The organism is Methylophaga thalassica MP, assembly GCF_000214595.1.
Classification (GTDB): domain Bacteria; phylum Pseudomonadota; class Gammaproteobacteria; order Nitrosococcales; family Methylophagaceae; genus Methylophaga; species Methylophaga thalassica.
Window position 1 is genome coordinate 1,665,765 of sequence record NZ_AFIG01000001.1, and the last position, 25,166, is coordinate 1,690,930.

The 25,166-nt window shown below is 43.4% G+C and carries 21 protein-coding genes and 5 tRNA genes; 9 read left to right on the plus strand and 17 right to left on the minus strand.

The annotated features are described in order from the left end of the window. The first annotated feature begins 14 nt into the window (after positions 1-14). Positions 15-803, plus strand: a complete 789-nt coding sequence (locus MAMP_RS07825) for an enoyl-ACP reductase FabI (protein WP_007145483.1) — start codon at positions 15-17, stop codon at positions 801-803. Positions 804-877: 74 nt separating this feature from the next. Next, the gene (locus tag MAMP_RS07830; protein WP_007145484.1) at positions 878-2,080 is read left to right on the plus strand and encodes a dicarboxylate/amino acid:cation symporter; all 1,203 of its coding nucleotides are present in this window, start codon (positions 878-880) and stop codon (positions 2,078-2,080) included. 51 nt (positions 2,081-2,131) lie between these two features. On the opposite strand, the gene MAMP_RS07835 is transcribed toward MAMP_RS07830, so the two are convergent. From MAMP_RS07835 to MAMP_RS07870, 8 genes are all read right to left on the minus strand, one after another. Further along, complete coding sequence (locus tag MAMP_RS07835) at positions 2,132-4,015, minus strand: SurA N-terminal domain-containing protein (RefSeq protein WP_007145485.1); 1,884 nt, start codon at positions 4,013-4,015, stop codon at positions 2,132-2,134. Positions 4,016-4,108: 93 nt separating this feature from the next. Next, positions 4,109-4,185: transfer RNA gene (locus MAMP_RS07840), tRNA-Asp, on the minus strand. Positions 4,186-4,194: 9 nt separating this feature from the next. Beyond that, positions 4,195-4,270 (minus strand) — tRNA-Val (locus MAMP_RS07845). A 12-nt stretch (positions 4,271-4,282) separates the two neighbouring features. Continuing rightward, a complete protein-coding gene (locus MAMP_RS07850) occupies positions 4,283-4,555 on the minus strand; it encodes an HU family DNA-binding protein (protein WP_007145486.1) in 273 nt (90 codons plus the stop codon). A gap of 216 nt (positions 4,556-4,771) precedes the next feature. Further along, a complete protein-coding gene (gene rsmA, locus MAMP_RS07855; protein WP_007145487.1) occupies positions 4,772-5,572 on the minus strand; it encodes a 16S rRNA (adenine(1518)-N(6)/adenine(1519)-N(6))-dimethyltransferase RsmA in 801 nt (266 codons plus the stop codon). A gap of 7 nt (positions 5,573-5,579) precedes the next feature. After that, positions 5,580-6,566 carry a 4-hydroxythreonine-4-phosphate dehydrogenase PdxA gene (gene pdxA / locus MAMP_RS07860; RefSeq protein ID WP_007145488.1) on the minus strand — a complete coding sequence of 329 codons (987 nt, stop codon included), beginning with the start codon at positions 6,564-6,566 and terminating at the stop codon, positions 5,580-5,582. After that, the gene (locus MAMP_RS07865; protein WP_007145489.1) at positions 6,563-7,828 is read right to left on the minus strand and encodes a peptidylprolyl isomerase; all 1,266 of its coding nucleotides are present in this window, start codon (positions 7,826-7,828) and stop codon (positions 6,563-6,565) included. Before MAMP_RS07865 ends, pdxA begins: the two co-directional genes overlap by 4 nt. Before the next feature lie 86 nt (positions 7,829-7,914). Further along, positions 7,915-10,170 (minus strand): LPS-assembly protein LptD, encoded by a 2,256-nt coding sequence (locus MAMP_RS07870; RefSeq protein WP_007145490.1) that lies wholly within the window; start codon positions 10,168-10,170, stop codon positions 7,915-7,917. A gap of 285 nt (positions 10,171-10,455) precedes the next feature. On the opposite strand from MAMP_RS07870, the gene MAMP_RS07875 reads away from it, so the two are divergent. The 3 genes from MAMP_RS07875 (at position 10,456) to MAMP_RS07885 (ending at position 10,771) form a co-directional block, all read left to right on the plus strand. After that, positions 10,456-10,531: transfer RNA gene (locus tag MAMP_RS07875), tRNA-Ala, on the plus strand. Between the two features lie 23 nt (positions 10,532-10,554). Continuing rightward, positions 10,555-10,630 (plus strand) — tRNA-Glu (locus MAMP_RS07880). Positions 10,631-10,695: 65 nt separating this feature from the next. Further along, positions 10,696-10,771 (plus strand) — tRNA-Glu (locus MAMP_RS07885). Between the two features lie 57 nt (positions 10,772-10,828). Here the strand turns inward: MAMP_RS07885 and lptG are convergent. Together lptG and lptF are read right to left on the minus strand one after the other, a co-directional pair. Then, on the minus strand, positions 10,829-11,893 hold the full coding sequence (gene lptG / locus MAMP_RS07890) for an LPS export ABC transporter permease LptG (RefSeq protein ID WP_007145491.1): 1,065 nt from the start codon (positions 11,891-11,893) through the stop codon (positions 10,829-10,831). Beyond that, the gene (gene lptF, locus MAMP_RS07895) at positions 11,893-13,023 is read right to left on the minus strand and encodes an LPS export ABC transporter permease LptF (protein ID WP_007145492.1); all 1,131 of its coding nucleotides are present in this window, start codon (positions 13,021-13,023) and stop codon (positions 11,893-11,895) included. Before lptF ends, lptG begins: the two co-directional genes overlap by 1 nt. A 90-nt stretch (positions 13,024-13,113) precedes the next feature. On the opposite strand from lptF, the gene MAMP_RS07900 reads away from it, so the two are divergent. The 3 genes from MAMP_RS07900 to MAMP_RS07910 all read left to right on the plus strand — a co-directional run bounded on the left by MAMP_RS07900 (position 13,114) and on the right by MAMP_RS07910 (position 18,004). After that, complete coding sequence (locus MAMP_RS07900; RefSeq protein ID WP_007145493.1) at positions 13,114-14,613, plus strand: leucyl aminopeptidase; 1,500 nt, start codon at positions 13,114-13,116, stop codon at positions 14,611-14,613. Further along, a complete protein-coding gene (locus MAMP_RS07905) occupies positions 14,610-15,035 on the plus strand; it encodes a DNA polymerase III subunit chi (protein ID WP_007145494.1) in 426 nt (141 codons plus the stop codon). Before MAMP_RS07900 ends, MAMP_RS07905 begins: the two co-directional genes overlap by 4 nt. A 146-nt stretch (positions 15,036-15,181) precedes the next feature. Beyond that, positions 15,182-18,004: a valine--tRNA ligase gene (locus tag MAMP_RS07910; RefSeq protein ID WP_007145495.1), complete on the plus strand. Its 2,823-nt coding sequence runs from the start codon at positions 15,182-15,184 to the stop codon at positions 18,002-18,004. 65 nt (positions 18,005-18,069) lie between these two features. Here MAMP_RS07910 and MAMP_RS07915 read toward each other — a convergent pair whose 3' ends face one another. The 4 genes from MAMP_RS07915 to MAMP_RS07930 all read right to left on the minus strand — a co-directional run bounded on the left by MAMP_RS07915 (position 18,070) and on the right by MAMP_RS07930 (position 22,586). Next, positions 18,070-18,624 (minus strand): PepSY domain-containing protein, encoded by a 555-nt coding sequence (locus MAMP_RS07915; RefSeq protein WP_007145496.1) that lies wholly within the window; start codon positions 18,622-18,624, stop codon positions 18,070-18,072. A gap of 158 nt (positions 18,625-18,782) precedes the next feature. Next, complete coding sequence (locus tag MAMP_RS07920) at positions 18,783-20,477, minus strand: NAD-dependent malic enzyme (RefSeq protein ID WP_007145497.1); 1,695 nt, start codon at positions 20,475-20,477, stop codon at positions 18,783-18,785. Positions 20,478-20,608: 131 nt separating this feature from the next. After that, positions 20,609-21,265, minus strand: a complete 657-nt coding sequence (locus MAMP_RS07925; protein ID WP_007145498.1) for a response regulator — start codon at positions 21,263-21,265, stop codon at positions 20,609-20,611. A 1-nt stretch (position 21,266) separates the two neighbouring features. Continuing rightward, positions 21,267-22,586: an ATP-binding protein gene (locus MAMP_RS07930; RefSeq protein WP_007145499.1), complete on the minus strand. Its 1,320-nt coding sequence runs from the start codon at positions 22,584-22,586 to the stop codon at positions 21,267-21,269. Between the two features lie 218 nt (positions 22,587-22,804). Between MAMP_RS07930 and MAMP_RS07935 the strand changes: the two genes are divergently transcribed. Then, positions 22,805-23,008 (plus strand): hypothetical protein, encoded by a 204-nt coding sequence (locus MAMP_RS07935; protein WP_007145500.1) that lies wholly within the window; start codon positions 22,805-22,807, stop codon positions 23,006-23,008. Between the two features lie 107 nt (positions 23,009-23,115). Here MAMP_RS07935 and MAMP_RS07940 read toward each other — a convergent pair whose 3' ends face one another. Genes MAMP_RS07940 through MAMP_RS07950 form a run of 3 tightly spaced genes read right to left on the minus strand, consistent with a single transcriptional unit; the run spans position 23,116 to position 25,163 of the window. Then, positions 23,116-23,445: an SUF system Fe-S cluster assembly protein gene (locus MAMP_RS07940; RefSeq protein ID WP_007145501.1), complete on the minus strand. Its 330-nt coding sequence runs from the start codon at positions 23,443-23,445 to the stop codon at positions 23,116-23,118. A gap of 12 nt (positions 23,446-23,457) precedes the next feature. Next, positions 23,458-23,904 carry a Fe-S cluster assembly sulfur transfer protein SufU gene (sufU, locus tag MAMP_RS07945; RefSeq protein ID WP_007145502.1) on the minus strand — a complete coding sequence of 149 codons (447 nt, stop codon included), beginning with the start codon at positions 23,902-23,904 and terminating at the stop codon, positions 23,458-23,460. Then, positions 23,904-25,163 (minus strand): cysteine desulfurase, encoded by a 1,260-nt coding sequence (locus MAMP_RS07950; protein WP_007145503.1) that lies wholly within the window; start codon positions 25,161-25,163, stop codon positions 23,904-23,906. The genes sufU and MAMP_RS07950 overlap by 1 nt, the downstream gene beginning before the upstream one ends. Positions 25,164-25,166: the final 3 nt, after the last annotated feature.

Here is a 25,166-nt window from a genome sequence, read left to right on the forward strand (position 1 = left end):
GTTAGGAGAGACACATGGGTTTTCTGCAAGGCAAACGCGCATTAATTGTGGGTGTCGCCAGCCCCCGCTCAATTGCATCTGGTATTGCTCATGCGATGGCACGTGAAGGTGCTGAATTAGCTTTCACATATCAAAATGAGAAATTAAAATCACGCGTTGAAAAAATCGCTGAAGAATGTGGCGCGAACCCAGCGCTGGTCTTTCCTTGTGATGTTAGCAGTGATGATGAAATCAACAGTGTATTTGAATCATTAGGTCAACACTGGGATGGTCTTGATACTATCGTTCACTCTGTTGCATTTGCCCCCCGTGAACAATTGCAGGGTGGCTTCGTTGATAGTGTGACCCGAGACGGTTTCGCTATGGCCAACGATATCAGTGCATACAGTTTTGCTGCTTTAGCGAAAGCAGGAAAAAACATGATGGCGGGCCGTAATGGTTCATTATTGACACTGAGTTACTTAGGTGCTGAAAAAGCGATTGATAACTACAATGTGATGGGTGTAGCAAAAGCCGCTCTGGAAGCGACTGTCCGCTATATGGCCTACTCGCTTGGTGAACAAGGTATTCGTGTTAATGCAGTGTCAGCCGGTCCAATCAAAACACTTGCTGCTGCGGGTATCGGTGATTTTGGCAAAATGCTGGCTTATGGTGAACGCAATTCACCATTAAGAAGAAATGTCACCATTGAAGAAGTGGGCAATGTAGCTGCATTCTTATGTTCCGATCTGGCATCAGGTATCACAGGTGAAATCACCTATGTTGATGCCGGTTATAACATTGTCGGCATTGGTGATAAGTAAACCGCTTATTTTTGCTGGTATTCTAAAAGGGCATTTATAAATGCCCTTTTTTTTGTTCAAAACATGGAGGCCTTATGTCTCATAAACATGCCATGATTTTGCTGGCCTTCATTGTGCTGGGAGCAGTGAGTGGTGTTTTACTCGGTTGGTATAACCCCACGCTAGCCGTTAATATCAGCTGGCTTGGCACACTGTTTCTCAACGCTCTGAAAATGACCATTATCCCTTTGGTGATTGCTTCCATTGTCAGTGGCATAGGTTCATTAGGCAACTTAAAGAAATTAGGCAAATTAGGTGGTTTTACGCTGCTTTATTACAGTCTATCGACAGCAACTGCAGTCTTAATTGGACTCATCGTTGTTAATTGGATCCAGCCCGGCGCTGGTATGCAGTGGAGCCAAACGGCTGTGCCCGACTATATTTTAGAAAAACAAAATACGGGTATCAGCGATATTATTCTGTCTCTCGTCTCCCCTAATCTGATTTCCTCAGCCGCACAAACTCAGCTTCTACCGCTCATTGTCTTTGCAATCCTGTTCTCTATGGCATTAAGTACCATAGGTGAAAAAGGTAAACCCGTGTTTCAGCTGTTTGATGGCATCAATGAGGCGATGATGACCTTAGTGATCTGGGTTATGCATCTGGCCCCAATAGGTATTTTTGCTCTGATTGCTGCCAGATTGGGTAATGCGGGTGGTGGCGAACACTTTCTTGCCGAAATGAAAGCCGTTGGTTGGCATGTTGTGACCGTGTTAACAGGACTTTCTATTCATGGGGTCTTGTTACTACTGGTTTTATTTTTGATGACAAGACGGGGAACCTCCTACCTACTTGGTATGGCTCGTGCATTAGTGACAGCATTTGGTACAGCCAGCTCCTCTGCGACACTTCCATTAACAATGGAATGTGTCAGAGAGAATGGTGTCAGCCATAAAGTCAGTAAATTTGTATTACCGCTTGGCGCAACTATAAATATGGATGGTACAGCGCTATATGAAGCAGCAGCGGTGATGTTCATTGCACAGGCTTATGGTATTGATTTAAGCCTGACTCAGCAGGCCATTGTATTTGTTACTGCCACATTAGCTGCTATCGGTGCAGCTGGCATACCTGAAGCCGGACTGGTCACCATGGTAATTGTTCTAAGTGCTGTAGGCTTACCACTGGATGGCATCGCCTTATTACTCTCTGTTGATTGGTTCCTGGACAGGTTCAGAACCTCTATCAACGTCTGGAGTGATAGCGTGGGCAGTGCTATCGTTGATCGGTTCACATAAAATAAAAAAGGCGCCCTAAGGCGCCTTTAATAATGCTCAATAAATAATCATTTATTTCAGTGCATCCTGATGAATATCAATATCTGCATCATTGCGTAATTGGGCAATAAAGGCTTCAACCTCTGCCGATGCATAAATGCTCGTTAACTGTTGTTGCAGAGCTTTCTTCTGCTCATCAGTAACATCATCAATATCGCCATTTTTAACCGCTGTTAATTTGATAACAACGTAGTTTCCATTATCTGCTGAGAATCCTTCATACTCAGGTGCCGATAAAGGTTTTGGCATTGTGAACGCACGTTGAAGAATTTGACTGCTGACTTTCTCTGCATCACGACCATAAAACTCGGCAGCCTGCCAGTTAGTTAACAGAGACTCAGGACTTTCGCTAGATTTGACTTTTTCTACTACAGACTCACCCTCATCTTGTGCCAGTTTTCTTGCTTTATCAAACACTAACTGTTGTTTGATTGCTGGAGAAACAGACTCAAAGGGTAAAACCGTTTCTGGTATATGTTTGTTCTTATGTACAACGATAAGATCATTATCTGACAATTCAATCACAGCACTGTTTAGGTCATTCTTTAAGACATCTTCACTAAATGCTGCATCAATGACTTTCTTATTACTAGTGATCCCAGCCTCAGTTCCAGTTCGAGTAAAACTCTCGGTTGTTTTGATATCCAGACCAAGTGCCTCAGCCGCGACATCCAGACTATCGGGATTTTCGAAACTCAAATTGGCTAACTGTTCAGCTTTGTCATAAAAAATAGATTCAGCTTGCTGGCGACGATACATTTTCTCAACTTGATCACGCGCCTGATCAAATGTTTTGCCTTCTGGCTTTTGAATACCCGTCAGTTTAATCAGGTGATAACCAAATTCTGTCTTGACCGGTTCACTGACATCTCCGACATTCGTCAATGCAAATGCTGCTTCTTCGAATGCTGGATCCATGACGTCTTTACCAAAGAAACCAAGATCACCACCTTTTTCTGCTGATCCAGTATCATCAGAAGTTTCTTTTGCCAATAAGGCAAAGTCTTCACCGTTCTCTAAACGGGTTTGAATCGCTTTAATTTTTTCTAAAGCCGCATCGTCATCACCTTCAACTAAAATATGGCTTGCACGACGCTGTTCAGGACCCACAAATTGATTTTGATTATCAGCATAGAATTTTTTCAGTTCATCATCATTGACTTGAACCCCTTTCGCCAACTCATCAACCGATAACTCAATATAGTTCAGTTTGACTTGTTCTGGAGCTGTATAAGCAGCTACGTTGTCCTCGTAATATTGCCTCACTTCGTCGTCATCCACATTCACTTTGTCAACGAATCGCTGAATAGGAACGACACCATAAGCTAGCTCACGTTGTTGTCTCTCTAATCTCAATGCTTCATTAAGTAATTTAACACTGGCAATTGATGAATTCTGAATATTGGTGGTGAGCTCTTGAGATAATAAATCTGCTCTTAACTGCGCTTCATACTGAGCAGGGGTATAGCCTACCCGCGCCAGCACCATCCCGTAATAATCGGAATCGAACTTACCATCACGTTGAAAAGCGGGAGTAGAACGGATGAACTGAGATACCGCAGCGTCACTTATGCGTTGTTTTAAGGTTTGATTTGCATCTCGTAATAAACGTTGATCAATAAGCCCGTCTAATACGTCTTTTTTTACACTAGCGTTATCAAACATCGCTGGGTCAAATTGATCCCCCATCACGCTACGCATACGATCACGATACTGCTGTAACGACGTTTGTAGTTCTGTTTGGGTGATGGGTGAGCCATTCACTTCTGCCACAACAACCGACGAGGCGCCAGACAAATATGAGTTAATGCCCCACAGAGCAAATGGAATACTAATTAAACCAACGATGAACCAGGCAATCCATCCCTGGGCGTGATTACGTATGAAATGCAACATATGAAGAGAACCTTCCCGAAATGTTGTTAAAAACGGCTATTCTAATACAATAGGCAAAAAAAAAGGCGCATAAGATGCGCCTTTCCTCTTTTTTGGCGGAGCGGACGGGACTCGAACCCGCGACCCCCGGCGTGACAGGCCGGTATTCTAACCAACTGAACTACCGCTCCGTATATTCTTGGTGGGTGCTGAGGGGTTCGAACCCCCGACCCTCGCCTTGTAAGGGCGATGCTCTCCCAGCTGAGCTAAGCACCCCAAGAAAAAAAACTAGTTTACAGCATCTTTTAATGCTTTGCCAGCTTTAAATGCAGGAATTTTTGCAGCGGCAATTTTGATTTCTTCACCAGTACGTGGGTTACGACCAGTACGTGCTGCATGCTCACGAACAGAGAATGTACCGAAGCCAACTAAAGTGACTTGATCGCCACTGCTTAGAGCTTTAGTTACGGCAGATGTCATGCCATCAACAGCTTGTGCAGCTTTTGCTTTTGAAATGTCCGCAGCTGCAGCAACTGCATCGATGAGTTCAGATTTATTCACAGCTTAATTCCTCATATCATTATTTATTTATGTCGTCCAAGTCCCAATAGCGACGTTAAGTTATGCTTATGAGTCCCATTGGTTCTGAGTATCTAACTACAGCAAAATCGGCGTGTCAAGACAGTTCATTTGTGTTGTTAGCAAGATTTTATCTAGCTTGAGTGAATAAGCCATCCAGTTAAAACCAATTTAGATCATCTGGCATGATTATTGAGATTAAGCAGATGCAGCAAGATAACAACGAGTCAATCTGACAAAAGCTTCAACCGTAATCGTTTCAGGACGTTGTGTTGGATCAATATCAGCGGCCTGAAACATATCGATAGAAATCAATTTTTTCAATGTGTTAGCAATGGTTTTTCGGCGTTGACTGAATGCTTGAGTGACAATATGACTCAATGTTGCCATGTCGACATCACCACCGAGGCGTTGTTTACGAGGCTGTAAATAAATGATGGCAGATTCAACTTTAGGTGCCGGTTCAAACGCTTCAGGAGGAACAACAAATAACATATCCGTCTCACACTGATGCTGAATCATGATACTCAACCGACCGTACTGCTTTGTTCCAGGCTGCGCACAGATGCGCTCAACAACCTCTTTTTGCAGCATAAAACACATATCCGTGATGTGTTGAGAATAATCAAGCAAATGGAATAGTAATGGCGTTGTAATGTTGTAGGGCAGATTACCTATTATTCTCAACGGTTGGTGGTTACTGACAAGTTGATAATAGTCATACCGCAACGCGTCTGCTTCATGAATATTAAGCTGCTCATAGTTAGAAAACTGGCTTCTTAACAGTGGCACCAGATCTCTATCTAGTTCAATCACGTCAAGCTGCGTACAACGCTGTAATAGCGGCTCTGTTAAAGCACCTCGCCCAGGACCTATTTCAACAAGATGCTGACCTGCTTCCGGACTTATCGCTTCAATAATTGAATTAATAACTGACTGATCATGTAGAAAGTTTTGTCCAAAGCGCTTTCTTGCTCGGGGGAAAGAAGATTGGGTCATGATTTACTCAATGTGTGTTAGCCATCGCAATGGCCATCGATAAAGCAGCATATAAACTGCTTGGATTAGCCTGACCGCTTGCAGCTAAATCAAGCGCTGTCCCGTGATCAACTGATGTTCTAATAAAGGGTAAACCCAAGGTGACATTAACGGCCTTACCAAAACCATGATGTTTCAAAACCGGCAATCCTTGATCATGAAACATCGCTAATACAACATCATAGTTCAGTAACTTATCCTGATTAAATATTGTATCAGCCGGCCAGGCACCTGAGACGGCATAGCCTGCTTTAATATAGGCATCAATCACGGGCTGGATAATATCCACCTCTTCACGTCCAAGATGACCATCCTCACCCGCATGAGGATTTAAACCACATACGGCTATTCTTGGATTGACTAAACCAAAGTGTTGTCGCATCGACTGGTTAATAATCTCAATGACTTGACTCAGTTCATCACGATTAATTGCGTCGGCGACCTCCCGTAAAGGTAAGTGTGTCGTTGCCAGTGCCACTTTTAACGACTCTGTTGCCAACATCATCACCACTTTCTTGACACCAGCCCCATCAGCAAAAAACTCAGTGTGTCCTGTAAATGCTGCACCAGCATCGTTGATAATGCCTTTATGTACAGGCGCCGTTACCACAGCATCAAATTCATGAGATAAACAGCCTTCCAAGGCTGTTTGCAGTGTTTCCAGCACATAGCGACTATTGAGCTTATCCAGTTGTCCTGCTGTAACCGGCACTTTTAAGTGATGAGGCATAACGTAAAGCTCACCAGATTCAGCAATTTTAGGCGGCGCTGACAAATCGACTTCAATCATTTTAATTGATAGACCAAGTAGATCAGCTCGTTCAGCGAGTAATACTGGATCAGCAAGTGCAATGATTTGAGCCTGATGCTTATGCTGCGCTAGAGTCAGTACCAAATCAGGGCCAATTCCAGCCGGTTCGCCTGGGGTTATTGCAATTCGTTTTATTTCACTCAAGGATTACGGTACTCAACATAGGCCTCATCACGCATCGAACGTAGCCATGTTTCCATTTCTTCATCAATTTTACGCTGGCGAATTTGTTCACGCGCTTTGCTTCGTTGGTATTCTTCCGCCATGTTTTCTTCACGACGGTCAAAAACTTTAATCAAATGCCAACCAAAACGACTCTTAAACACATCGCTCATTTCACCCACAGCTAGCGAATTCATCTTTTCTTCAAACTCAGGCACCATCACACCCGGGCTAACCCAACCTAAACTTCCACCGTCAATCGCTGAGCCCGTATCATCTGAATTAGCTCGTGCTAACTCGGCAAAGTCTTCGCCATTAACAATGCGCTCTCTCAGCTTTTCAAGACGTTGTTGTGCTTCTTCATCAGTGGTTAGCTCATTGGTTTTTATCAAAATATGACTAGCTAATGTTTGCTTGACCAAGTGAACATCTTCACTTTTTTTATCTTTGACTCTGACTAAGTGAAAGCCACTGCCGCTGCGTAATGGTTGACTGACCTCACCTACTGCAAGTGTTGGTACAACATCAGCGAACAGTGATGGCAGCTCACCTTGTTTACGCCAGCCTAATTCGCCGCCTTCAAGCGCATTTTGACCATCAGAATATCCGGCAGCAACTTGAGAAAAATCGCCCCCCTCTTTCAATAAAGCCTGAACTTTTTCCAGCTTTTCTTGTGCTGCTTGCACTTCCTCAGGAGATGCCGCTTCAGGAATACTAATAAGAATATGTTGTAGATCGTACTCGACTTGTCCACCGTCTTGAATTTTTTGAGTAGCTAGAAAATTGTCGACTTCTCGATCTGATACCACAACTCGGTCTTCAACCTGACTTTTACGTAAACGAGCGATAATCATTTCATCGCGAATCGTTTCACGAAATTGGCTAAAGTCATAACCATCTTTCTCTAAAACATCTCTGAACTGCCTCAAAGTCAATTGGTTTTTATCAGCAATCTGTTTCAGAGCAGCATTAAGTGCATCATCACCAACACGGATACCTACTTTATCTGCTTCCTGAATTTGCAGACGTTGCATAATCAATCTTTCCAGTACTTGTTTACGCAATATGTCACTTGGAGGCATAGCAGCATCTCTCTGACGGATTTGCTGACGAATTGTTTGCTCCATATCCTGTAAATCACTCTCAAGAATGACTTCGTCGTTTACAACTGCAACAATCTTATCTAAAGACTGCGCCCATACATTGGTTGCCAGTAACAAACCGACAATCAGATACTTAATCATTAAATTCTATTACTCCAAATTTATGTTTTAACTTCGTTTCTGTTCGAGGCGTCTAAACGCAATGGACTATCTAGCACATCTCAAGTTCACTCTGCCTCAAACCCACGAATACTGCGTTCTAATAAACTATCAGATTTCTGGCCGAAGCTTCCCAGGCCTTTTAATTCAATTTGCAGATAAATGGCTGTATTCCGTTCTTGATCGGAAACATCATTGACGTAATCACGCATAACTAAACGTGTTGCCCAGCAACAACTGTCATATTGTAGGCCAGCAATTTTTTCCAGCGTTGTACCTTGATCAATTGCATGATACCAACGACCAAAGAATTTCCAGCGTTCAGAAATGGGAATTTGAGTAGACACATCTATCTGCTCTAATGATTCCTCTATCCCATTATTCGGTGTTGGATCATCACGACGATAACGATGTGAAATATTGAAAATACCGCCATTATCATTTTTATAACGTAATCCCACTGAAGACATATTAGATTTCAAACCACTGGGATCCCATTGAAACTCACTATTCAATGACCACTCATCACCAATATAAGCGACCGCTTCTGCCACCATGTCAGAAGTAGAGTCACGTTCTGCAATGGTACCGTCTAATGTGACACGTTGATCAGTAAAATAACGAATTTGACCAACGGTTAGCTTAAGATTTTCTTTACCTGACTCCTCATCAATAATCCGTGTTGTTACTGCCAGGGTTAGCTGATTAGCATCACCAATTCGATCCCGGCCAATAAATCGATTATGAGAAAATAATCTTAGGGAATTAAATGTTGTCAGGCTCGTATCAAAGTCTGGAATATCTGATTGTTCACGTTCGGGAACATAAAGATAAAACGCACGTGGTTCCAGCGTCTGAATATAATTATCACCCCATGCGGTCATTTGTCTGTCAAAAAATAATCCGCTATCTAAACTCGCTATAGGTAAAGTTCTTATGGCACTATCATCATAAGCATTTGTTTTATCATTTTTAAGACTGTACTGCGTATGATTAATGGCTAATCGAGGCGTAACAAAAAATGCGGCTGTTCCCATAGGCATACTGATTGCCGGTTCAATATTGATACGCTGGCCATCGACTTTCTCATTGTGATCGAATTCAACATATTCACTATCTAACTCATAGGTCAATCCTAATGCCTGATCAGGTAGATAACCTTTTAGTAATAACTGAGGTAAGCGTTTGTATTGTTCTTCGACATCACCCAGAGTTTGGTAGCCTTGGGCTCTCGCAGTAAAATTCCACACATCACCGGTATAACCAGTTTCGACATTTCTATTCAAATAAGTCCGGCTAGACAGGCTCAAGCCCGAACCAAAATCTTCAAAATATTCATCATCGGAGACGTAGTTATAATCAACTAAAGCACGCCAGCGGTTATCAAAATAACTTTCATGCTGCCATGAGAATAACTTTCTGGCTTCCTGATAATGAGGATTAAAATCTTCACCATTACTTTTTAAATCATCGGAGTTCAGATAAGTTGCTTCAACTTCACCTTCTCCTGATTCAAACAAATATCTGAATTGTCCGCCCAGCATTAACCCACGGTCTGACATATAACGAGGCGTTAAGGTGGCATCCAGATTAGGTGCTATATTCCAGTAATATGGGGTTAATACATCAAACCCTGTTTTATCACTGTTACCAACAGACGGTATTAAGAAACCTGATTTACGTTTGTCGTCTAAAGGAAAATTGATATATGGCGTATAGAAAACGGGCCAGCCCCCCATTCTAATCACCACATTTTTTGCTTCACCAACAGCCGTTTCATGATCTAAATGCACTTTATCTGCTTTGAGCTGCCAGGCGTCGCTTCCTTCTGGACAGGTTGTGTAGGTTGCATCGTCAAGATCCGTCGTTTGCTGACCCTGCCTTAAAATATGAGTCGCCTCACCACGCGCATGCATCTGACGAGTATGATACTGCGCATTCAGCATTTGACCCTGGTCATTTGCGACCGACCACTCTGCCTGCTCAGACTCAATCACCATTTCGCTGCCACGTACGCTCACATTACCACTGGCTCTGACATCACCACTGTTACGGTTATAGGTCGCTCTGTCAGCACTGAGTAATTGATTATCACGCAAAATATCAACATTACCGGAAAAAACAGACGTGCCGTTTTGTAATAGCTGCACTTTGTTTGCTTTTACATCGACCGGGGACTCATTCTCGGATTTTGTTTCTGTGGGGATAGGTAAAAACTGATCTTCGTAACCGAAGTGACAAGTTAACCCTTGCTCTTGTTGCGCAGATGCGACACCAGCTGATAAGGATAGTAACAAGGTTGATAATAGCTTCTTTTTGCGCATGTTCATCCTCAAGCTGCAGCTCTAGCCATGATCGACATCCTGACCTAATGATAAATAACTCACAATTTATCGCATATTAATGATGAATCAGCAAATTGAAGAGGCTCAGCATTAAACTAAAAATCAGTTTATCTAAATAGGCTCAAGTACTTAGTCTAATTGCTTATCTGTTACTATGTACTGGCGATGAGTGAGATTCCGTTCATGTGCTGCTGTGATTGAAATTAATTTGTGATGAAATGTTGACAGTATGAAACTCAGTCCCTATGATATGCGCTTCCTTTCGGGGCTATAGCTCAGCTGGGAGAGCGCTTGCATGGCATGCAAGAGGTCGGCGGTTCGATCCCGCCTAGCTCCACCAAAAACCGAAAGAAAAAGTTTTAGGTCCCCTTCGTCTAGAGGCCTAGGACACCGCCCTTTCACGGCGGTAACAGGGGTTCGAACCCCCTAGGGGACGCCAACATGAAAACGGGTTTGTTAAAACCCGTTTTTATTTTAAGTAGTAGAAAAATGTAAAGTTACTGGGTCCCCTTCGTCTAGAGGCCTAGGACACCGCCCTTTCACGGCGGTAACAGGGGTTCGAACCCCCTAGGGGACGCCATCTTTATCTGCTCAGTCAGAGCAGATATATCCGGCAATATCTAAATTCATCTCAGCGTTATTTCACTCTCTTATTCATCCACCACGCCAAGCCTGCAAACAATATCGTAGGCAATGAAGCCGCCAACCATGGCAGTATTCCAAATACTAATCCAATATGTTGAAAACTTTGGTTAAACAGGTAAAAACCTAAACCGATCAATACCCCTGCCAGAATCCTGCCGCCGATAGGCGTCGAACGCAATGGCCCAAAAATAAACGGCACGGCCAACAGCACCATGACTGCTGTGCTTAACGGCATCATCACCTTGCTCCAGAACGCCAGCTCGTATTGAGCGACAGATTGATGATTGGTTCTCAGGAAAGAAATATAATCCAGCAAATTCCAGACGGCCAGAAATTCTGGTGGCACAACAACCACGTTTAACATGCCTGGATTTAATTGTGATTTCCAGCGGGCATGTGTTGTTGAATTGACTTTAACACCATGCTCATCAATAGTGCTTTGCACAACATCGTTTAATATCCAGCTATCGTCCTCATATTTGGCACTGCTTGCTTTAGTGAGTGCGCGTAAGCGATTCGCACCATCGAATTCGTAAATGGCTATATTGGTAAATGTGCCATCGCTATTGATTCGTTCGATATGGTTAAAATGGTTACCGTCTCGCGTCCAGAATCCATATTCAGATCGTGTGCCTACCGTTCCGGTTTGCGCTACTGACTGCAATTCTCTGGCATGTTCTTCGGTGAGCGGTCTAATCACCTCACCCACTACAATCGCCAGCAATACCAAAATTGCAGCAACTACCATCACTGACTTGTTAATATCTTTTATCGATATACCTGCCGCACGCATGGCTACAAGCTCACTCTGACTAGCCAGGTTACCTAAGCCAATAACACTGCCTAATAAAGCAACGACAGGCAGTAGTTCGTATATACGTTTCGGCATGGTCAGAGCAAGATAAGTCATAATATCAAGTAGCTGATATTGACCTTTACCGAGATCATCAAGCTCAGCGACAAAGTCCATAAAGGTATAGAGCCCGAGAAGCACCAACAACACGATAAACGTGCTGGAGAGTATGTGGGAAGCGATATATCTAGAAAGAATTTTCATTATTGCAGGCGTCTTTGTTTTTGTTGCGATAATAATCGCTGAATTTTTTGTCTATTCATCAGAAATAGCATGATCGTGGTCATTAACAGATGTACCCATATCATGCCAACACCTACGCTAATACTGCCTTTTTCAATCCATGCCTGATTTACACCGAGTAAATTGCTGTAAATGATATACAGTAAAACAGCAGGCACAAATCCAGCATAACGGCCTTGTCTAGGACCGGCATTAGATAAAGGAATAGCAGATAAACAAAGTACTAACACCATAATAGCTGATGAAATTCGCCACTGAATTTCAGCTATATCTTCCAAGCCTCCCCGCTGCCATAAGACACTGGTGGGAAGCGCTTTATGCCTTTCCCGCACTTGTCCATCGTCCCCTTTTTCAACAAGCAAACTATGTGACTTAAATTCGGCGATTGTAAAATCCTGTTGTCCTGCTCTACCTTCATAGCGATAACCGTCATTCAGTACCAGAAATTTATCACCGGTGTCGACATCCACTTCAAAATGTCCTGTGTCCGAGCGAAAAATCAACGGCTTATCTTTGCGATGAATTTCAATAAATACATTTTCCATCAACTGCTTATCACTACTGAGTTTTTCAGAATAAAATGTCCAGTCACCATTGCGGCTCTCTTTAAAACTGCCAGCAACAAGTCCTGTCGTGTTCGCCGACATTTTCGCTTTTTGTTCTAACTGGTAGCGATCAGCCAAGACGCTTGGAACAACTGTCAATGATAAATACGCCACAACTGTTGCTACCACACCAGCAAATATCAGCACATTTCTGATGATACGTTTACGTGAAATACCACAAGCAGCCATCACAGTCAGCTCGTTATCTGAGCTCATTCTGCCCAACGACAACATCACGCCAAGAAAGGCGGCAATAGGGAGTAAGATGGACAGTGCACCGAGGGAACTAAAGCCGAGCAGACTAAAAATAACATCCGCCGGCATATTGCCCACCGCCGCTTCTGCCAGATAGCGCGCAAACCGTGTCGAAATATAAATTAACCAGAGTACCCCTGTGATTGCAGTCAGGTTAATCACAAATTCCTTGAGCATGTATCGGTCAATGACCCATAGCCAGGAAAAAATCTGTTGTGGAACGTTGCGCATGTATTAAGAGTCTTGGTTAGAATAGATCGGTATTATCTGACACACTAAAATAACGAAGTCTAAACCAAATTGACCCTACAGGAGAAATCCATGCAGTATTTTGTCACTAGCGATGCCCTCGCATCTCAGCAAACCGATTGTATTGCCGTCGGCATATACAACGAAGGTGAACTCAGTCCTTCCGCCCAACAACTCGATGATGCTTCACAAGGTCAGATTAAACGTATCGCTGATAATGGTGACTTTAGCGCAAATCCAGGCCAAACATTATTTCTCCACAATCTGACAGGGATAAACAGCCCTCGGGTTTTATTGGTAGGCTTTGGCAAAAAAACAAAAACAACTGAAAACGATTTTAATACCGCCACTGCAGCTGCCATCGTTGCGCTGAATGAAAGCGGTGCTGAAAAAGCCTTATGCTGTTTTACGGATATTGAAGTAAATGAACGCACAACTGTCTGGAAAGTCCGCCAAACAGCTTGTAATACCGAAACAGCACTTTATAAGTATTCACAAACAAAATCAGAAGCGAAAGCTGTCAAGAAACCACTTTTAGAATGCGCTATCTTTGCAGCTCAGAATACTGATGCTGACTTACAAAAAGCTGCTGAACAAGGTGCGGCTATCGGTGCTGGTATGAACCTGGCACGTGAGCTTGGTAACCTGCCTGGCAATATTTGCACACCGACCTATCTGGCTGAACAAGCCGTTGCGTTGGGCAAAAAATTTGCTTCCATTACTACCACCGTACTGGAAGAAGCCGATATGGAAGCCTTGGGTATGGGCTCTCTGCTCTCCGTATCTCGTGGCAGCCGCCAGCCAGCCAAATTAATCACCATGGAATACAAAGGCGCAGGTGACAGCAAGCCAGTTGTCTTAGTGGGTAAAGGACTCACCTTTGATGCCGGTGGTATTTCACTAAAACCATCTCAAGGCATGGATGAGATGAAATACGATATGTGTGGCTCTGCCAGTGTGCTCGGAACACTACAAGCTGTGGCTGAATTAAACTTGCCAATCAATGTGGTGGGTGTGGTACCCAGTTCAGAAAACATGCCTGATGGTGACGCCAACAAACCCGGCGATATTGTCACAAGCATGGCCGGTAAAACTATCGAAATTCTGAATACCGATGCCGAAGGCCGTTTAATTTTATGTGACGCTCTCACCTATAGTGAACGGTTCGATCCAGAAATCGTCATTGATATTGCGACATTAACTGGTGCCATCATTGTAGCCTTAGGTAGTACAACCACCGGCTTAATGGCTAATAACCAACAACTTGCTGATGATTTATTAAAAGCCGGTAATGACAGTTTTGACCGTGCCTGGCAGTTACCTTTATGGGATGACTATCAACCCTTGCTGGACAGCAATTTTGCCGATATTGCTAATGTCGGCGGTAAAGAAGCAGGAAGTGTCACCGCCGCCTGTTTCTTATCACGATTTACGGAAAAATATACCTGGGCACATTTAGACATCGCTGGGACAGCATGGAATAGTGGAAAAAATAAAGGGGCAACGGGTCGTCCAGTCCCAATGTTAGTTCAATACTTATTAAATCGTATCGACGCTAACAAATCATCATGACCCGAATCAGTTTCTACATTCTGAAATCAAGCGAGCTTGAAAAGCGGCGGGCATTTGCCTGCCGTCTCGCGGAGAAAGCCTATCATCAGGGCCATCAAATCTATATCCATACCGCTTCAGAAGATCATAGTCAGTCAGTCGATACGGCACTTTGGGCTATACGGCCTGACAGCTTTGTACCACATGAAATCACTGATAGCTCAGATAATCAGAGTCCGGTACTTATCGGCTATGAAGACAAAAAGCCTCCCAGACTGATGGATGTACTAATTAATCTCACCGAAGAACAACCCATGTTCTTTAGCCAATTTGAACGTGTAGCTGAAGTAATTGATGATAATGAATCAAGTAAACAAGCTGGCCGTCAACGCTTCCAGTTTTACAAACAACGTGGCTATGAGATAGAAACTTTTCACGTTTGAACCAAGCTAGCAAACCGCTAAAAATACGAAATCCATATTGCCTCTGAACAGATGTTGTCGCAGCAGGTATAATGCGTCGTTTATTTATAGCGTATACATACGACATTCGTATATCCCGAACACCGACCAGACAAACAAGACATCACATGGAAAAAACATACAACCCTGACGCAATTGAGCAACGTTGGTACCAGAAGTGGGAACAAGCTGGCGAGTTTAAACCGACAGGCGAAGGCTCGCCTTATGCGATTATGCTGCCCCCACCTAATGTTACCGGTAGCCTGCATATGGGTCATGGCTTTAATAACACCATCATGGATACCTTGACTCGTTATCATCGCATGAAAGGTGACAATACTTTATGGCAACCGGGCACCGATCACGCCGGTATCGCGACACAAATGGTGGTAGAGCGCCAACTTAACGCTGAAGGTAAAACCCGTCTCGACCTGGGACGAGAAGATTTCACTAAACGTATCTGGGAGTGGAAGGAAGAATCCGGCGGTAATATTACCCGTCAGTTACGTCGTCTTGGTTCCTCACTCGACTGGTCACGTAACCGCTTTACGATGGATGACGATCTGTCTGAAGCCGTTAAACATGTCTTCGTTAAGCTGTATAAAGAAGGTCTGATCTATCGCGGCAAACGCCTGGTGAACTGGGATCCGAAATTACACACAGCCATTTCTGATCTGGAAGTGGAAAATCGCGAACAAAAAGGCCATATGTGGCACCTTCGCTACCCACTTGCAGATGGACTGAAAACCAGTGAAGGCAAGGACTATATTGTGGTCGCTACAACTCGGCCGGAAACCATGTTAGGTGATACCGGTGTTGCAGTGAACCCGGAAGATCCTCGCTACAAGGATCTGATTGGTAAAGAGATTATTTTGCCGTTAGTTAACAGACGCATTCCGATTGTTGGCGATGAACATGCCGATATGGAAAAAGGCACAGGCGCGGTGAAAGTTACGCCAGCCCATGACTTCAATGACTATGAAGTCGGCAAGCGTTGTGGCCTGGCAATGATCAATATTTTCACCCTCAATGCCGATGTACGTGACGTTCCACAAGTATTTAATACTGATGGCAGTGCTAATACTGAACTCGAGGCCAACATTCCGGAAGCCTATCGTGGACTGGAACGCTTCGCAGCCCGTAAGGCGATTGTGGCTGACTTTGACGCAGCTGGTCTGCTGGAAGAGATCAAGGATCATGACCTGACAGTGCCTTATGGCGATCGCGGTGGCGTGGTCATTGAACCGATGCTGACCGATCAATGGTATGTCGATGCAAAAACACTAGCCAAACCAGCGATTGAGGCGGTTGAAACCGGTAAAGTGAAATTTGTGCCGAAATCCTATGAAAATATGTATTTCAGTTGGATGCGTGATATTCAGGATTGGTGTATTTCACGCCAACTCTGGTGGGGGCACAGAATCCCTGCCTGGTACGATCCACAAGGTAATGTGTATGTCGGTCACGATGAAAATGCCGTTCGCGTAGAAAACAATCTGGGAGCAGACGTCGAGTTAACTCAGGATGAAGACGTACTCGATACCTGGTTCTCCTCTGCACTTTGGCCATTTTCAACATTGGGTTGGCCTAAAGATGATGAAGCAGTAAAAACCTGGTATCCGGGCAATGTATTGGTCACCGGTTTTGACATTATTTTCTTCTGGGTAGCCAGAATGATGATGATGGGCATTCATTTTATGGGCGATGTTCCATTTAAAGAAGTGTATATCCATGGCCTGGTCCGTGACTCACATGGTCATAAGATGTCGAAATCCAAAGGCAATGTGCTTGATCCCATCGACATCATCGACGGTATTGATTTGGAAACGCTGGTACAAAAACGTACTTCGGGCATGATGCAACCACAACTGGCTGAAAAAATTGAGAAAGCCACACGCAAAGAATTCCCGGATGGCATTGAAGCTCATGGTACAGACGCACTGCGCTTTACCTTTGCTTCGCTCGCCTCTACCGGACGTGATATCAACTTTGATATGAACCGTATCGCTGGCTACCGTAATTTCTGTAATAAATTATGGAATGCGGCACGTTACGTCTTAATGAACACCGAAGGACAAGACACCGGTGTTGATAATGATCAGGTTGAACTCAGTCTGGCAGATCGCTGGATTATCTCTCAGTTGCAAATCGCTGAAAAAGAAGTCAGTACAGCGATTGAGGCTTATCGATTTGATCATGCCGCACAGGGTATTTATGAATTTATCTGGAACAACTACTGTGACTGGTATTTAGAGCTATCGAAACCGGTATTAAACAGTGAGTCAGCATCTGATGCAGCAAAACGCGGTACACGTCGCACACTGGTACGAGTGCTTGAAGCGACATTAAGAATGGCACATCCGTTTATGCCGTATATCACAGAAGAAATATGGCAGACGATTGCACCGTTAGCGGGTGTTAAAGGCGAGACGATTATGCGTCAATCTTACCCGCTTGCTGATGAAAGTAAAGTTGATCAGAATGCGGTGACTGAAATGGAATGGGTCATGCAATTTGTTACTGGTATTCGCTCTATTCGCTCACAAATGAATATCGCGCCGAAAAAAGCACTGCCGGTATTACTGAAAGATGCTTCTGATTCTGATAAAGTCATTTTAACCAGCAATCAACAGTTCCTGAGCCGTCTAGCCAATCTGGAATCAATTGATATCCTGGAAGGTAAAGCTCCTGCTGCGGCAACAGCCTTAGTCGGTAAAATGGAAATCTTAATTCCACTCGAAGGCTTGATTGATAAAGACGCTGAAATCAACCGTCTGAATAAAGAAATGGCGAAACTGGATAAGATCATTAAACAGTCTTCAGGTAAGCTATCTAATGAAAATTACGTCGCCAAAGCGCCGGCAGATGTTGTTGCCAAAGAAAAAGAGAAACTCGCTGAACTGCAGCAATCCTATGAATTACTTGAACAACAACTTAAAGCATTGAGCTAAAGCTAAACTAAGCGATAAAAAAAAGCCGCTATAAATAGCGGCTTTTTTAATGTCAGAATAATAACTTATTCTTTTTCCATACCAATTTCATAAAGTTCAATATTGGCTTCTTCAATTTCACCTGTTGTGGCATCCACATCAACTTTCACTTCATAGCCATGAATGCTTTGAATATCAAATTCGTAGGTCGCATCACCATCGAAACCGATTTCATATTCTGAAGCAACAACTTTCCCTGGGTGTACAGCTAAGGCAAATTCTTTCGCTTCAGCTTGTGAAATTTTCGCTAATTTTTTGAAAACGGGATCATTAGCATCGACTTCACGCTCAATCTCACCAATGAAACCTTCTTCAGCATTACATTCAACATTGTAGGTCTTGCCATCGGCTTTCGCTTCAATATCAAATTCATAAACAGGATCATCGCCTTCCATTTTCATTTCAACTTTACGTGCATGACCAGGAATAGTATCCAAAGCGGCATCCAGACAAGTTTCAATTTTTACGATATCCCAGCTACGGATATCATCCAAATCATAATTATCATTTTCAGCAAATGCAGTTGAACTAATGCTTAAAGCGAGGACAGCAGGGATTGTCTTCAAGAACATTGAAGTCATAAAGTAAAGCTCCTTATTAGATTAGATAGATCAAAAGATCAGTCTCTACCCACAAGAGCAATGATCAAACTTGTGGGTAAAGTATAACATCCATTGGTAAAAATAGGACAAACTCCTATTTCATAAAATGATATCAAATGGTATGAAGGAAATTTTTCCTAAACACTGACACGTTTATATTGACGATATTGTGGATGCCAGAAGAGCTCTTCAATCTTATGTTCTAATTCACTATCCGATATCTTAGAAGCCAGTTGCTGATTTTGCGCAATTTTCACAATTTGAAATGCCATCTTTTTGCTTAACTCAGCGATATCATCCAAGGCTGGCAGTAACTGCTCTTCTTCCCCATTAAGTAGTGGTGAGTGTGTTGCCAGCACCTCACTTGCGACCATCATCATTTCATGTGTGATGTGTTTAATTTGACCAGCGATAACGGCCAAACCAATCCCAGGAAAAATATAGCTATTATTACACTGTGCTATTGGATAGGTTTTACCTTGATAGACAACCGAGTTAAAGGGGCTCCCAGTAGCGATAATGGCTTTACCCTCCGTCCAGCTAAGCAGTGACTCAGGCAAGGCCTCAATCTGCTTTGAAGGATTACTCAAAGGAAAGATAATGGGCCGCTCGCAATGGGCTAACATCGTTTTGATGACTGTCTCATTAAACAGTCCCGCCTGCCCAGATACTCCAATAAGTACTGTCGGTGAAGCGTGATGAATAACATCCGTTAAATCCAGCGTAATTTTATCAACCTCCCACTTTGTTCGCAGACTGGCCTTTTGGCTTAGACGGCGTTGAAAATCGAATAAGCCAGCCATGTCATCCATTAATAGTCCGGCTTTATCAATCATGAATACACGTTCGCGGGCCTGAGCTTCACTAAGCCCTTCTGTCATCATTTGTCGGATTATCTGCTCAGCAATGCCACAACCGGCAGAACCCGCTCCTGCAAATACGATAGTCTGCTGTGACAATGTTTCATGTTTTGCTTTACACGCCGCCAATAAAGAGCCGACCGTTACTGCAGCCGTGCCTTGAATATCATCATTAAAACAACACAATTGTTGTTGATATCGCTCCAGTATCGGCAGCGCTTTGCTTTGTTCGAAATCCTCAAATTGTAATAAAACATCGGGCCAGCGTTTTTTGATTGCCTGGATAAACAGGTCGATAAACTCATCATATTCTGCGTCGTTTATACGTTTATGTTTCCAGCCGATATAAAGCGGATTATCAAGTAAGGCCTTATTGTTAGTCCCAATATCCAACATTACCGGTAAGGTATAAGCTGGACTTATCCCAGCGCAGGCGGTATAGAGTGATAACTTACCAATAGGGATCCCCATCCCTCCCACGCCCTGATCACCCAGTCCGAGAATCCGGCTACCATCGGTGACCACGATAACTTTGATCTTATCTTTAGTGACATTGTGCAGAATATCGTCAATGCGATCTTTATCCGGATAGGAAATAAATACACCACGCGCCCGCCGATAAATTTCAGAAAAGCGTTCACAAGCTTCACCTACTGTCGGCGTATAAATAATCGGCATCATCTCAACCAGGTGCGCTTTTAATAAATAATAAAATAAGGTTTCATTATTATCCTGAAGATAACGCAAATAGATGTGCTGATTGATGGGGGCTTTGAAGGTTTTATATTGCAGATAGGCTCTTTCCGCCTGTTCTTCAATCGTTTCAAAGCGATGTGGAATTAAACCATTGAGATTAAAATCATGACGTTCCTGCTCGCTAAAGGCAGTGCCTTTATTCAGTAAAGGTGTGGCAAGTAAGGCCGGCCCAGCATGAGGAATATAAATTGGATCTTTCGCCTTAATACCACGCATCGATATACCTCACTTCTGATTCACATTAGCATCAGTTAAACAGTAAAACGACGATGGATTCAAGTCAGCTTTTTTAAGTTACGGCTCACAACGATATTGATAATATCGAATAAAAGAAGGCATCCCAACCATCAAGGTTTGATAATGCCTAACACAACCGCAATATTAGCCAGGTCTGCTGCGGTATTTACCCGCAGTTTACTTTTAATCTGTGTATTGTAGTTTGCAATGGTTTTATACCCCAGGTGCATATCTGCGGCGACTTCATGGGCAGTCATGCCTTTTGCCAGTCGACAAAATACATCAAATTCACGTGGTGAAAGTAAATCCAGCACTTTTCGATAATGCTCGATATTGTCATGCCGGACATCATCAACTTCAGGGAGCAGACTTTCTTCAATATATCGCTTGCCTTCTGCCACACTTTTAACCGCTTCAGCCAGCACTTCGGCTGCACTATTTTTACTGACGTATCCCATAGCACCCGCTTCCAGTGCGCGTTCAACATAAATAGCCTCATCATGAATGCTGTAGACCAAAATAACCGCGTCAGAATCCAGCTTTTGAAGTCGACGGATAGTTTCAAGCCCACCGATGCCTGGCATGGATAAATCCATCACCACCACGTCGGGTTTAAAGCGTTCATATTCCTGTGTGACTAACTCCCCTCTGTCCAGGTCACTAATCTGCCCGATAAAGGGTTGTGATGATAGTAGAATTCGAAATCCTGCTCGTACTACTTCATGGTCATCGACTAACAGTACTTTGATTTTATTATTGTTGTTCATACTACTTCTCTATAAATGGCATACGTGCTGTCACCGTCACGCCATCATCTGGTGAAGACTCGAACATAAACAGTCCTCCCATACTTTCTACTCTCTCACGCATGGCAAGAACACCAAACCCCTCGCCTGATGATGAACCGCCGATACCATCATCGGATACTTGAATCACCACCCATTTTTTTTGCTGAACAAGGCTCTGCCTGACGCTGATATTTGCCAGATTAGCTCTGGCATGACGTACGACATTGGTCAAACATTCCTGCACAATACGATAAACATGGATCGCCACTTCCTCATCCAAGTCATCAATACAGTCATCGTAATTTAAATGAATATCCAGGGACGGCTGCCGGCGTTTCCACTCGCCAACCAGGTCGGTCAGGGTCGCCACCAGTCCTAAATCAGTTAAACTGAGAGGATGTAACGTTCTCATCATCGATCGCACAACCCCAGATAAATGATTACAAATTTCGATAATCGAATCAGCAATACTCTGGACTTTGCTATCGGATTGTTTAGCCACAACAGCCATCGCTTTCACTGCAGTAAGAGACTGCCCCATTTCATCATGTAATTCACGTGACATATGTCGACGTTCATTTTCCTGAATATGCATGGTATGTCTTGCCAGCGCCTGATTATTTTGTCGGGCCGCATTTAACGCACCGGTCAGGTTATTAATCTCTGCCGCAATAGCATCAAACTCACTAATGCGAAAGCGTGGTAATCGTTGTTCATAATTACCACTTTCCACCGTTTTTAAACCCGATAAAATGGTTTTCACCGCCGTCAACATCGAATGAAACACGACATTGATAGCTAGGAAAATAATGCCGAGCATTAATACGATCGACCAGAAATACACCTGTGACTCCCGCCAGGCTTCATGGATTTCATCCATTGGGTCAGCGCTGATCACAATACGTTGAACCGCATCGTTAGGCAGTTTTATTTCATAGGCAGAACTGATGCTATCCATCATCACCGCATCAATAAACCATTGAGGTGGTGCATCATCGGTGATGTCACTCTTTTCATCAGTCAGCATGGTTTCATTACCGGCCTGGTCAAAGATCGTGATCTGTAAATGACGCGTTTCACGTAAGCGACTGATTTGTTCCAGCCATTCACTCTCGGTATGCTCATCCCGCGTGAACTGATTAAGTCCAAACTCAACCATTTGCAGCGCCAAATTGTAGGAAGATGTCACCTCATCCCTGACCGACTCACGGGCCTGCCAGACAGCCAAACCGGCTCCGAATACGATGATAACCAGTACCGAAATAACAATCCGTAAATTAATTAATCCTCTTAAGCTCATCCTTCACGGCTCCACGGGTAAGGCATTGACTTCGACGCCAGTATTCTTAGTCTTGTTCATAACATGATTTACACATTAATAACTGAAAATAGAACTTTAGCACCGACGGTTTTTAATACTACTTTCTGTTATTCACAAAAAAAGGAATTCTTCCTATAACACTTACATGTACAGACACCTACCATTGAAGGTTAATCATAACAACCTGAATAGCCTGAATGAGTGAAATAAAAGATAATAAGACTGATAAGGTCAAAAACAAATTACTCGAGTTATTTGATGATGTACTAACTCATGATGGGTTTGGTGAAATTAAAATAGAAATGCGAATACTCAAACGCCAACAAAAGGAAGTTATTCTACACTGTGGAAAACAATATCGATTTGTTATTGATACGCCACAGCAGCCATCAAACGACTAACATCATATCTACTCGCAAAACTACACAGATAAATACTAAGTAATAAAAAAGGCCTGTGATGACTTATTTATCATCACAGGCCTTTTTGTCAGGATAAAAATGATGTGCTAAAACATGCCCAGCTGTAACTGCGCAGCTTCAGTCATCATATCTTTGGTCCATTGGGGTTCCCAAACCAATTCCACGTGCGCTTTTTTTACACCGGGAACAGACATTACCCGAGATTCGACATCACCTGGGAATGACTGAGCAACAGGACACCCTGGTGCAGTCAGAGTCATATCGATATTCACATTACCTGAGGTACTGATTTGAATATCGTAAATTAGACCCAGTTCGTAAATGTTAATCGGTATTTCCGGGTCATAGATGGTCTTTAATACATCTATCACATCTTCTTTTAACTGTTCCGGGCTGATTTGATATTGATCGTTCATAAACCTGCCCTTTTATTCTGTAGAAACTGAAATATCATGATCATTGTCAACTGCGGCATGAACGGTATGCCAGGACAATGTGGCGCATTTAACGCGCGCTGGAAACTCTTTTACCCCTGCCAATACCTGTAATTTGCCAGCAAGCTCAACAGCATCTTTATCACCGGTTAAGGCTTTATGGACATCTTCATAAAGTGCCTCGGCATCAGCTAGTGTTTTTCCTTTCAGGGTCTCCGTCATTAAAGACGCAGATGCTACTGAAATCGCACAACCACTGCCCTGGAAACTGATGTCCTCAATGACATCCCCATTGAGTTTCACATAGACAACTAAAGCATCACCACATAAAGGGTTGTTACCATGTGCCATATGATTCGCATCGGTAATTTCTCTGAAATTACGTGGCTTTTTCTTATGATCCATGATCACTTGTTGATAGAGATCTCGTAAATCACTCATCAGGCAAACAACTCCTGTGTGGTGTGAATGGCTTTAACCAACGCGTCAATTTCCTGTTCTGTATTGTAGAAAGCAAATGAAGCACGTGCGGTGGCAGCAATACCATAATATTGCATAATAGGTTGGGCACAGTGATGGCCAGCACGTATAGCAACACCTTGCTGATCAAAAATAGTACCCACATCATGAGGATGAACATCTTCAATCAGAAACGATAAAACACTGGCTTTGTGTTCGGCTGTACCAACGATCCTGACGCCATCAATAGCCGATAATTTATCCGTGGCTAATTCAAGCAAAGCGTGTTCGTAGGCGGCGATTTTTTCAATACCGATTGACTGCATGTAATCAATAGCTGCCCCTAAGCCCACTGCACCGCCGATATGCGGGGTACCGGCTTCAAATTTATACGGTAATGCGTTGTATTCTGTGTGGTCAAAACTCACAGAAAGAATCATATCGCCGCCACCTTGCCATGGCGGCATGGCTTCTAATAAGGCTTGTTTACCATATAAAGCCCCAATACCCGTTGGTGCAAACATTTTATGGCCTGAAAACACATAAAAGTCACAATCCAACTCCTGCACATCAACTTGCATATGTGGCACCGCTTGTGCGCCGTCAATCAATACAGGTATGCCTTTAGCTTTGGCTTTTTCCGTCATTTGTTTGACCGGATTGACCGTACCTAATGCATTAGAGACTTGGCCAACAGCCATGATTTTGGTTTTGTCGGTCAGCAGCTCATCCAATCCGGACAAATTCAGCTCACCTGATTCTGTCATCGGGATGATCTTTAACGTAGCCCCAGTCTGTTCACAGACCATTTGCCACGGCACAATATTGGCATGATGCTCAAGGTAACTGATAAGAATCTCATCACCCGCTTGCAGTTGGGGCCTGACAAAACTTTGAGCCACTAAATTAATAGCTTCTGTTGCACCGCGAACAAAGATAATTTCTTTATCCGACTTCGCGTTCAGGAAGCCTCTTATTTTGCTTCTGGCACCTTCATAAGCATCTGTGGCGCGTTGACTCAGTCTATGCACACCACGATGGACATTAGCATTATCAAGCCGATAATACTGATCCACTGCATCAATGACCTGAACAGGTTTTTGGCTGCTCGCGGCATTGTCTAAGTAGACTAAAGGATGTCCGTTAATTTGCTGATTCAGGATTGGAAAATCACGACGAATGGCAGCAATGTCAAAATCATTCAGCATTGTATCGACCAAATTATGAGTAGATTGCGTCATAAC

Coding starts and splice junctions, on each gene's coding strand:
- MAMP_RS07870 (WP_007145490.1), bottom strand. CDS start 10,170: ATGCGCAAAAAGAAGCTATTATCAACCTTGTTACTATCCTTATCAGCT.
- MAMP_RS07865 (WP_007145489.1), bottom strand. CDS start 7,828: ATGATTAAGTATCTGATTGTCGGTTTGTTACTGGCAACCAATGTATGG.
- MAMP_RS07910 (WP_007145495.1), top strand. CDS start 15,182: ATGGAAAAAACATACAACCCTGACGCAATTGAGCAACGTTGGTACCAG.
- MAMP_RS07900 (WP_007145493.1), top strand. CDS start 13,114: ATGCAGTATTTTGTCACTAGCGATGCCCTCGCATCTCAGCAAACCGAT.
- MAMP_RS07930 (WP_007145499.1), bottom strand. CDS start 22,586: ATGAGCTTAAGAGGATTAATTAATTTACGGATTGTTATTTCGGTACTG.
- MAMP_RS07905 (WP_007145494.1), top strand. CDS start 14,610: ATGACCCGAATCAGTTTCTACATTCTGAAATCAAGCGAGCTTGAAAAG.
- MAMP_RS07950 (WP_007145503.1), bottom strand. CDS start 25,163: ATGACGCAATCTACTCATAATTTGGTCGATACAATGCTGAATGATTTT.
- sufU (WP_007145502.1), bottom strand. CDS start 23,904: ATGAGTGATTTACGAGATCTCTATCAACAAGTGATCATGGATCATAAG.
- MAMP_RS07920 (WP_007145497.1), bottom strand. CDS start 20,477: ATGCGTGGTATTAAGGCGAAAGATCCAATTTATATTCCTCATGCTGGG.
- MAMP_RS07825 (WP_007145483.1), top strand. CDS start 15: ATGGGTTTTCTGCAAGGCAAACGCGCATTAATTGTGGGTGTCGCCAGC.
- lptF (WP_007145492.1), bottom strand. CDS start 13,023: ATGCGCAACGTTCCACAACAGATTTTTTCCTGGCTATGGGTCATTGAC.
- rsmA (WP_007145487.1), bottom strand. CDS start 5,572: ATGACCCAATCTTCTTTCCCCCGAGCAAGAAAGCGCTTTGGACAAAAC.
- MAMP_RS07925 (WP_007145498.1), bottom strand. CDS start 21,265: ATGAACAACAATAATAAAATCAAAGTACTGTTAGTCGATGACCATGAA.
- MAMP_RS07830 (WP_007145484.1), top strand. CDS start 878: ATGTCTCATAAACATGCCATGATTTTGCTGGCCTTCATTGTGCTGGGA.
- MAMP_RS07935 (WP_007145500.1), top strand. CDS start 22,805: ATGAGTGAAATAAAAGATAATAAGACTGATAAGGTCAAAAACAAATTA.
- lptG (WP_007145491.1), bottom strand. CDS start 11,893: ATGAAAATTCTTTCTAGATATATCGCTTCCCACATACTCTCCAGCACG.
- MAMP_RS07915 (WP_007145496.1), bottom strand. CDS start 18,624: ATGACTTCAATGTTCTTGAAGACAATCCCTGCTGTCCTCGCTTTAAGC.
- MAMP_RS07940 (WP_007145501.1), bottom strand. CDS start 23,445: ATGAACGATCAATATCAAATCAGCCCGGAACAGTTAAAAGAAGATGTG.
- MAMP_RS07835 (WP_007145485.1), bottom strand. CDS start 4,015: ATGTTGCATTTCATACGTAATCACGCCCAGGGATGGATTGCCTGGTTC.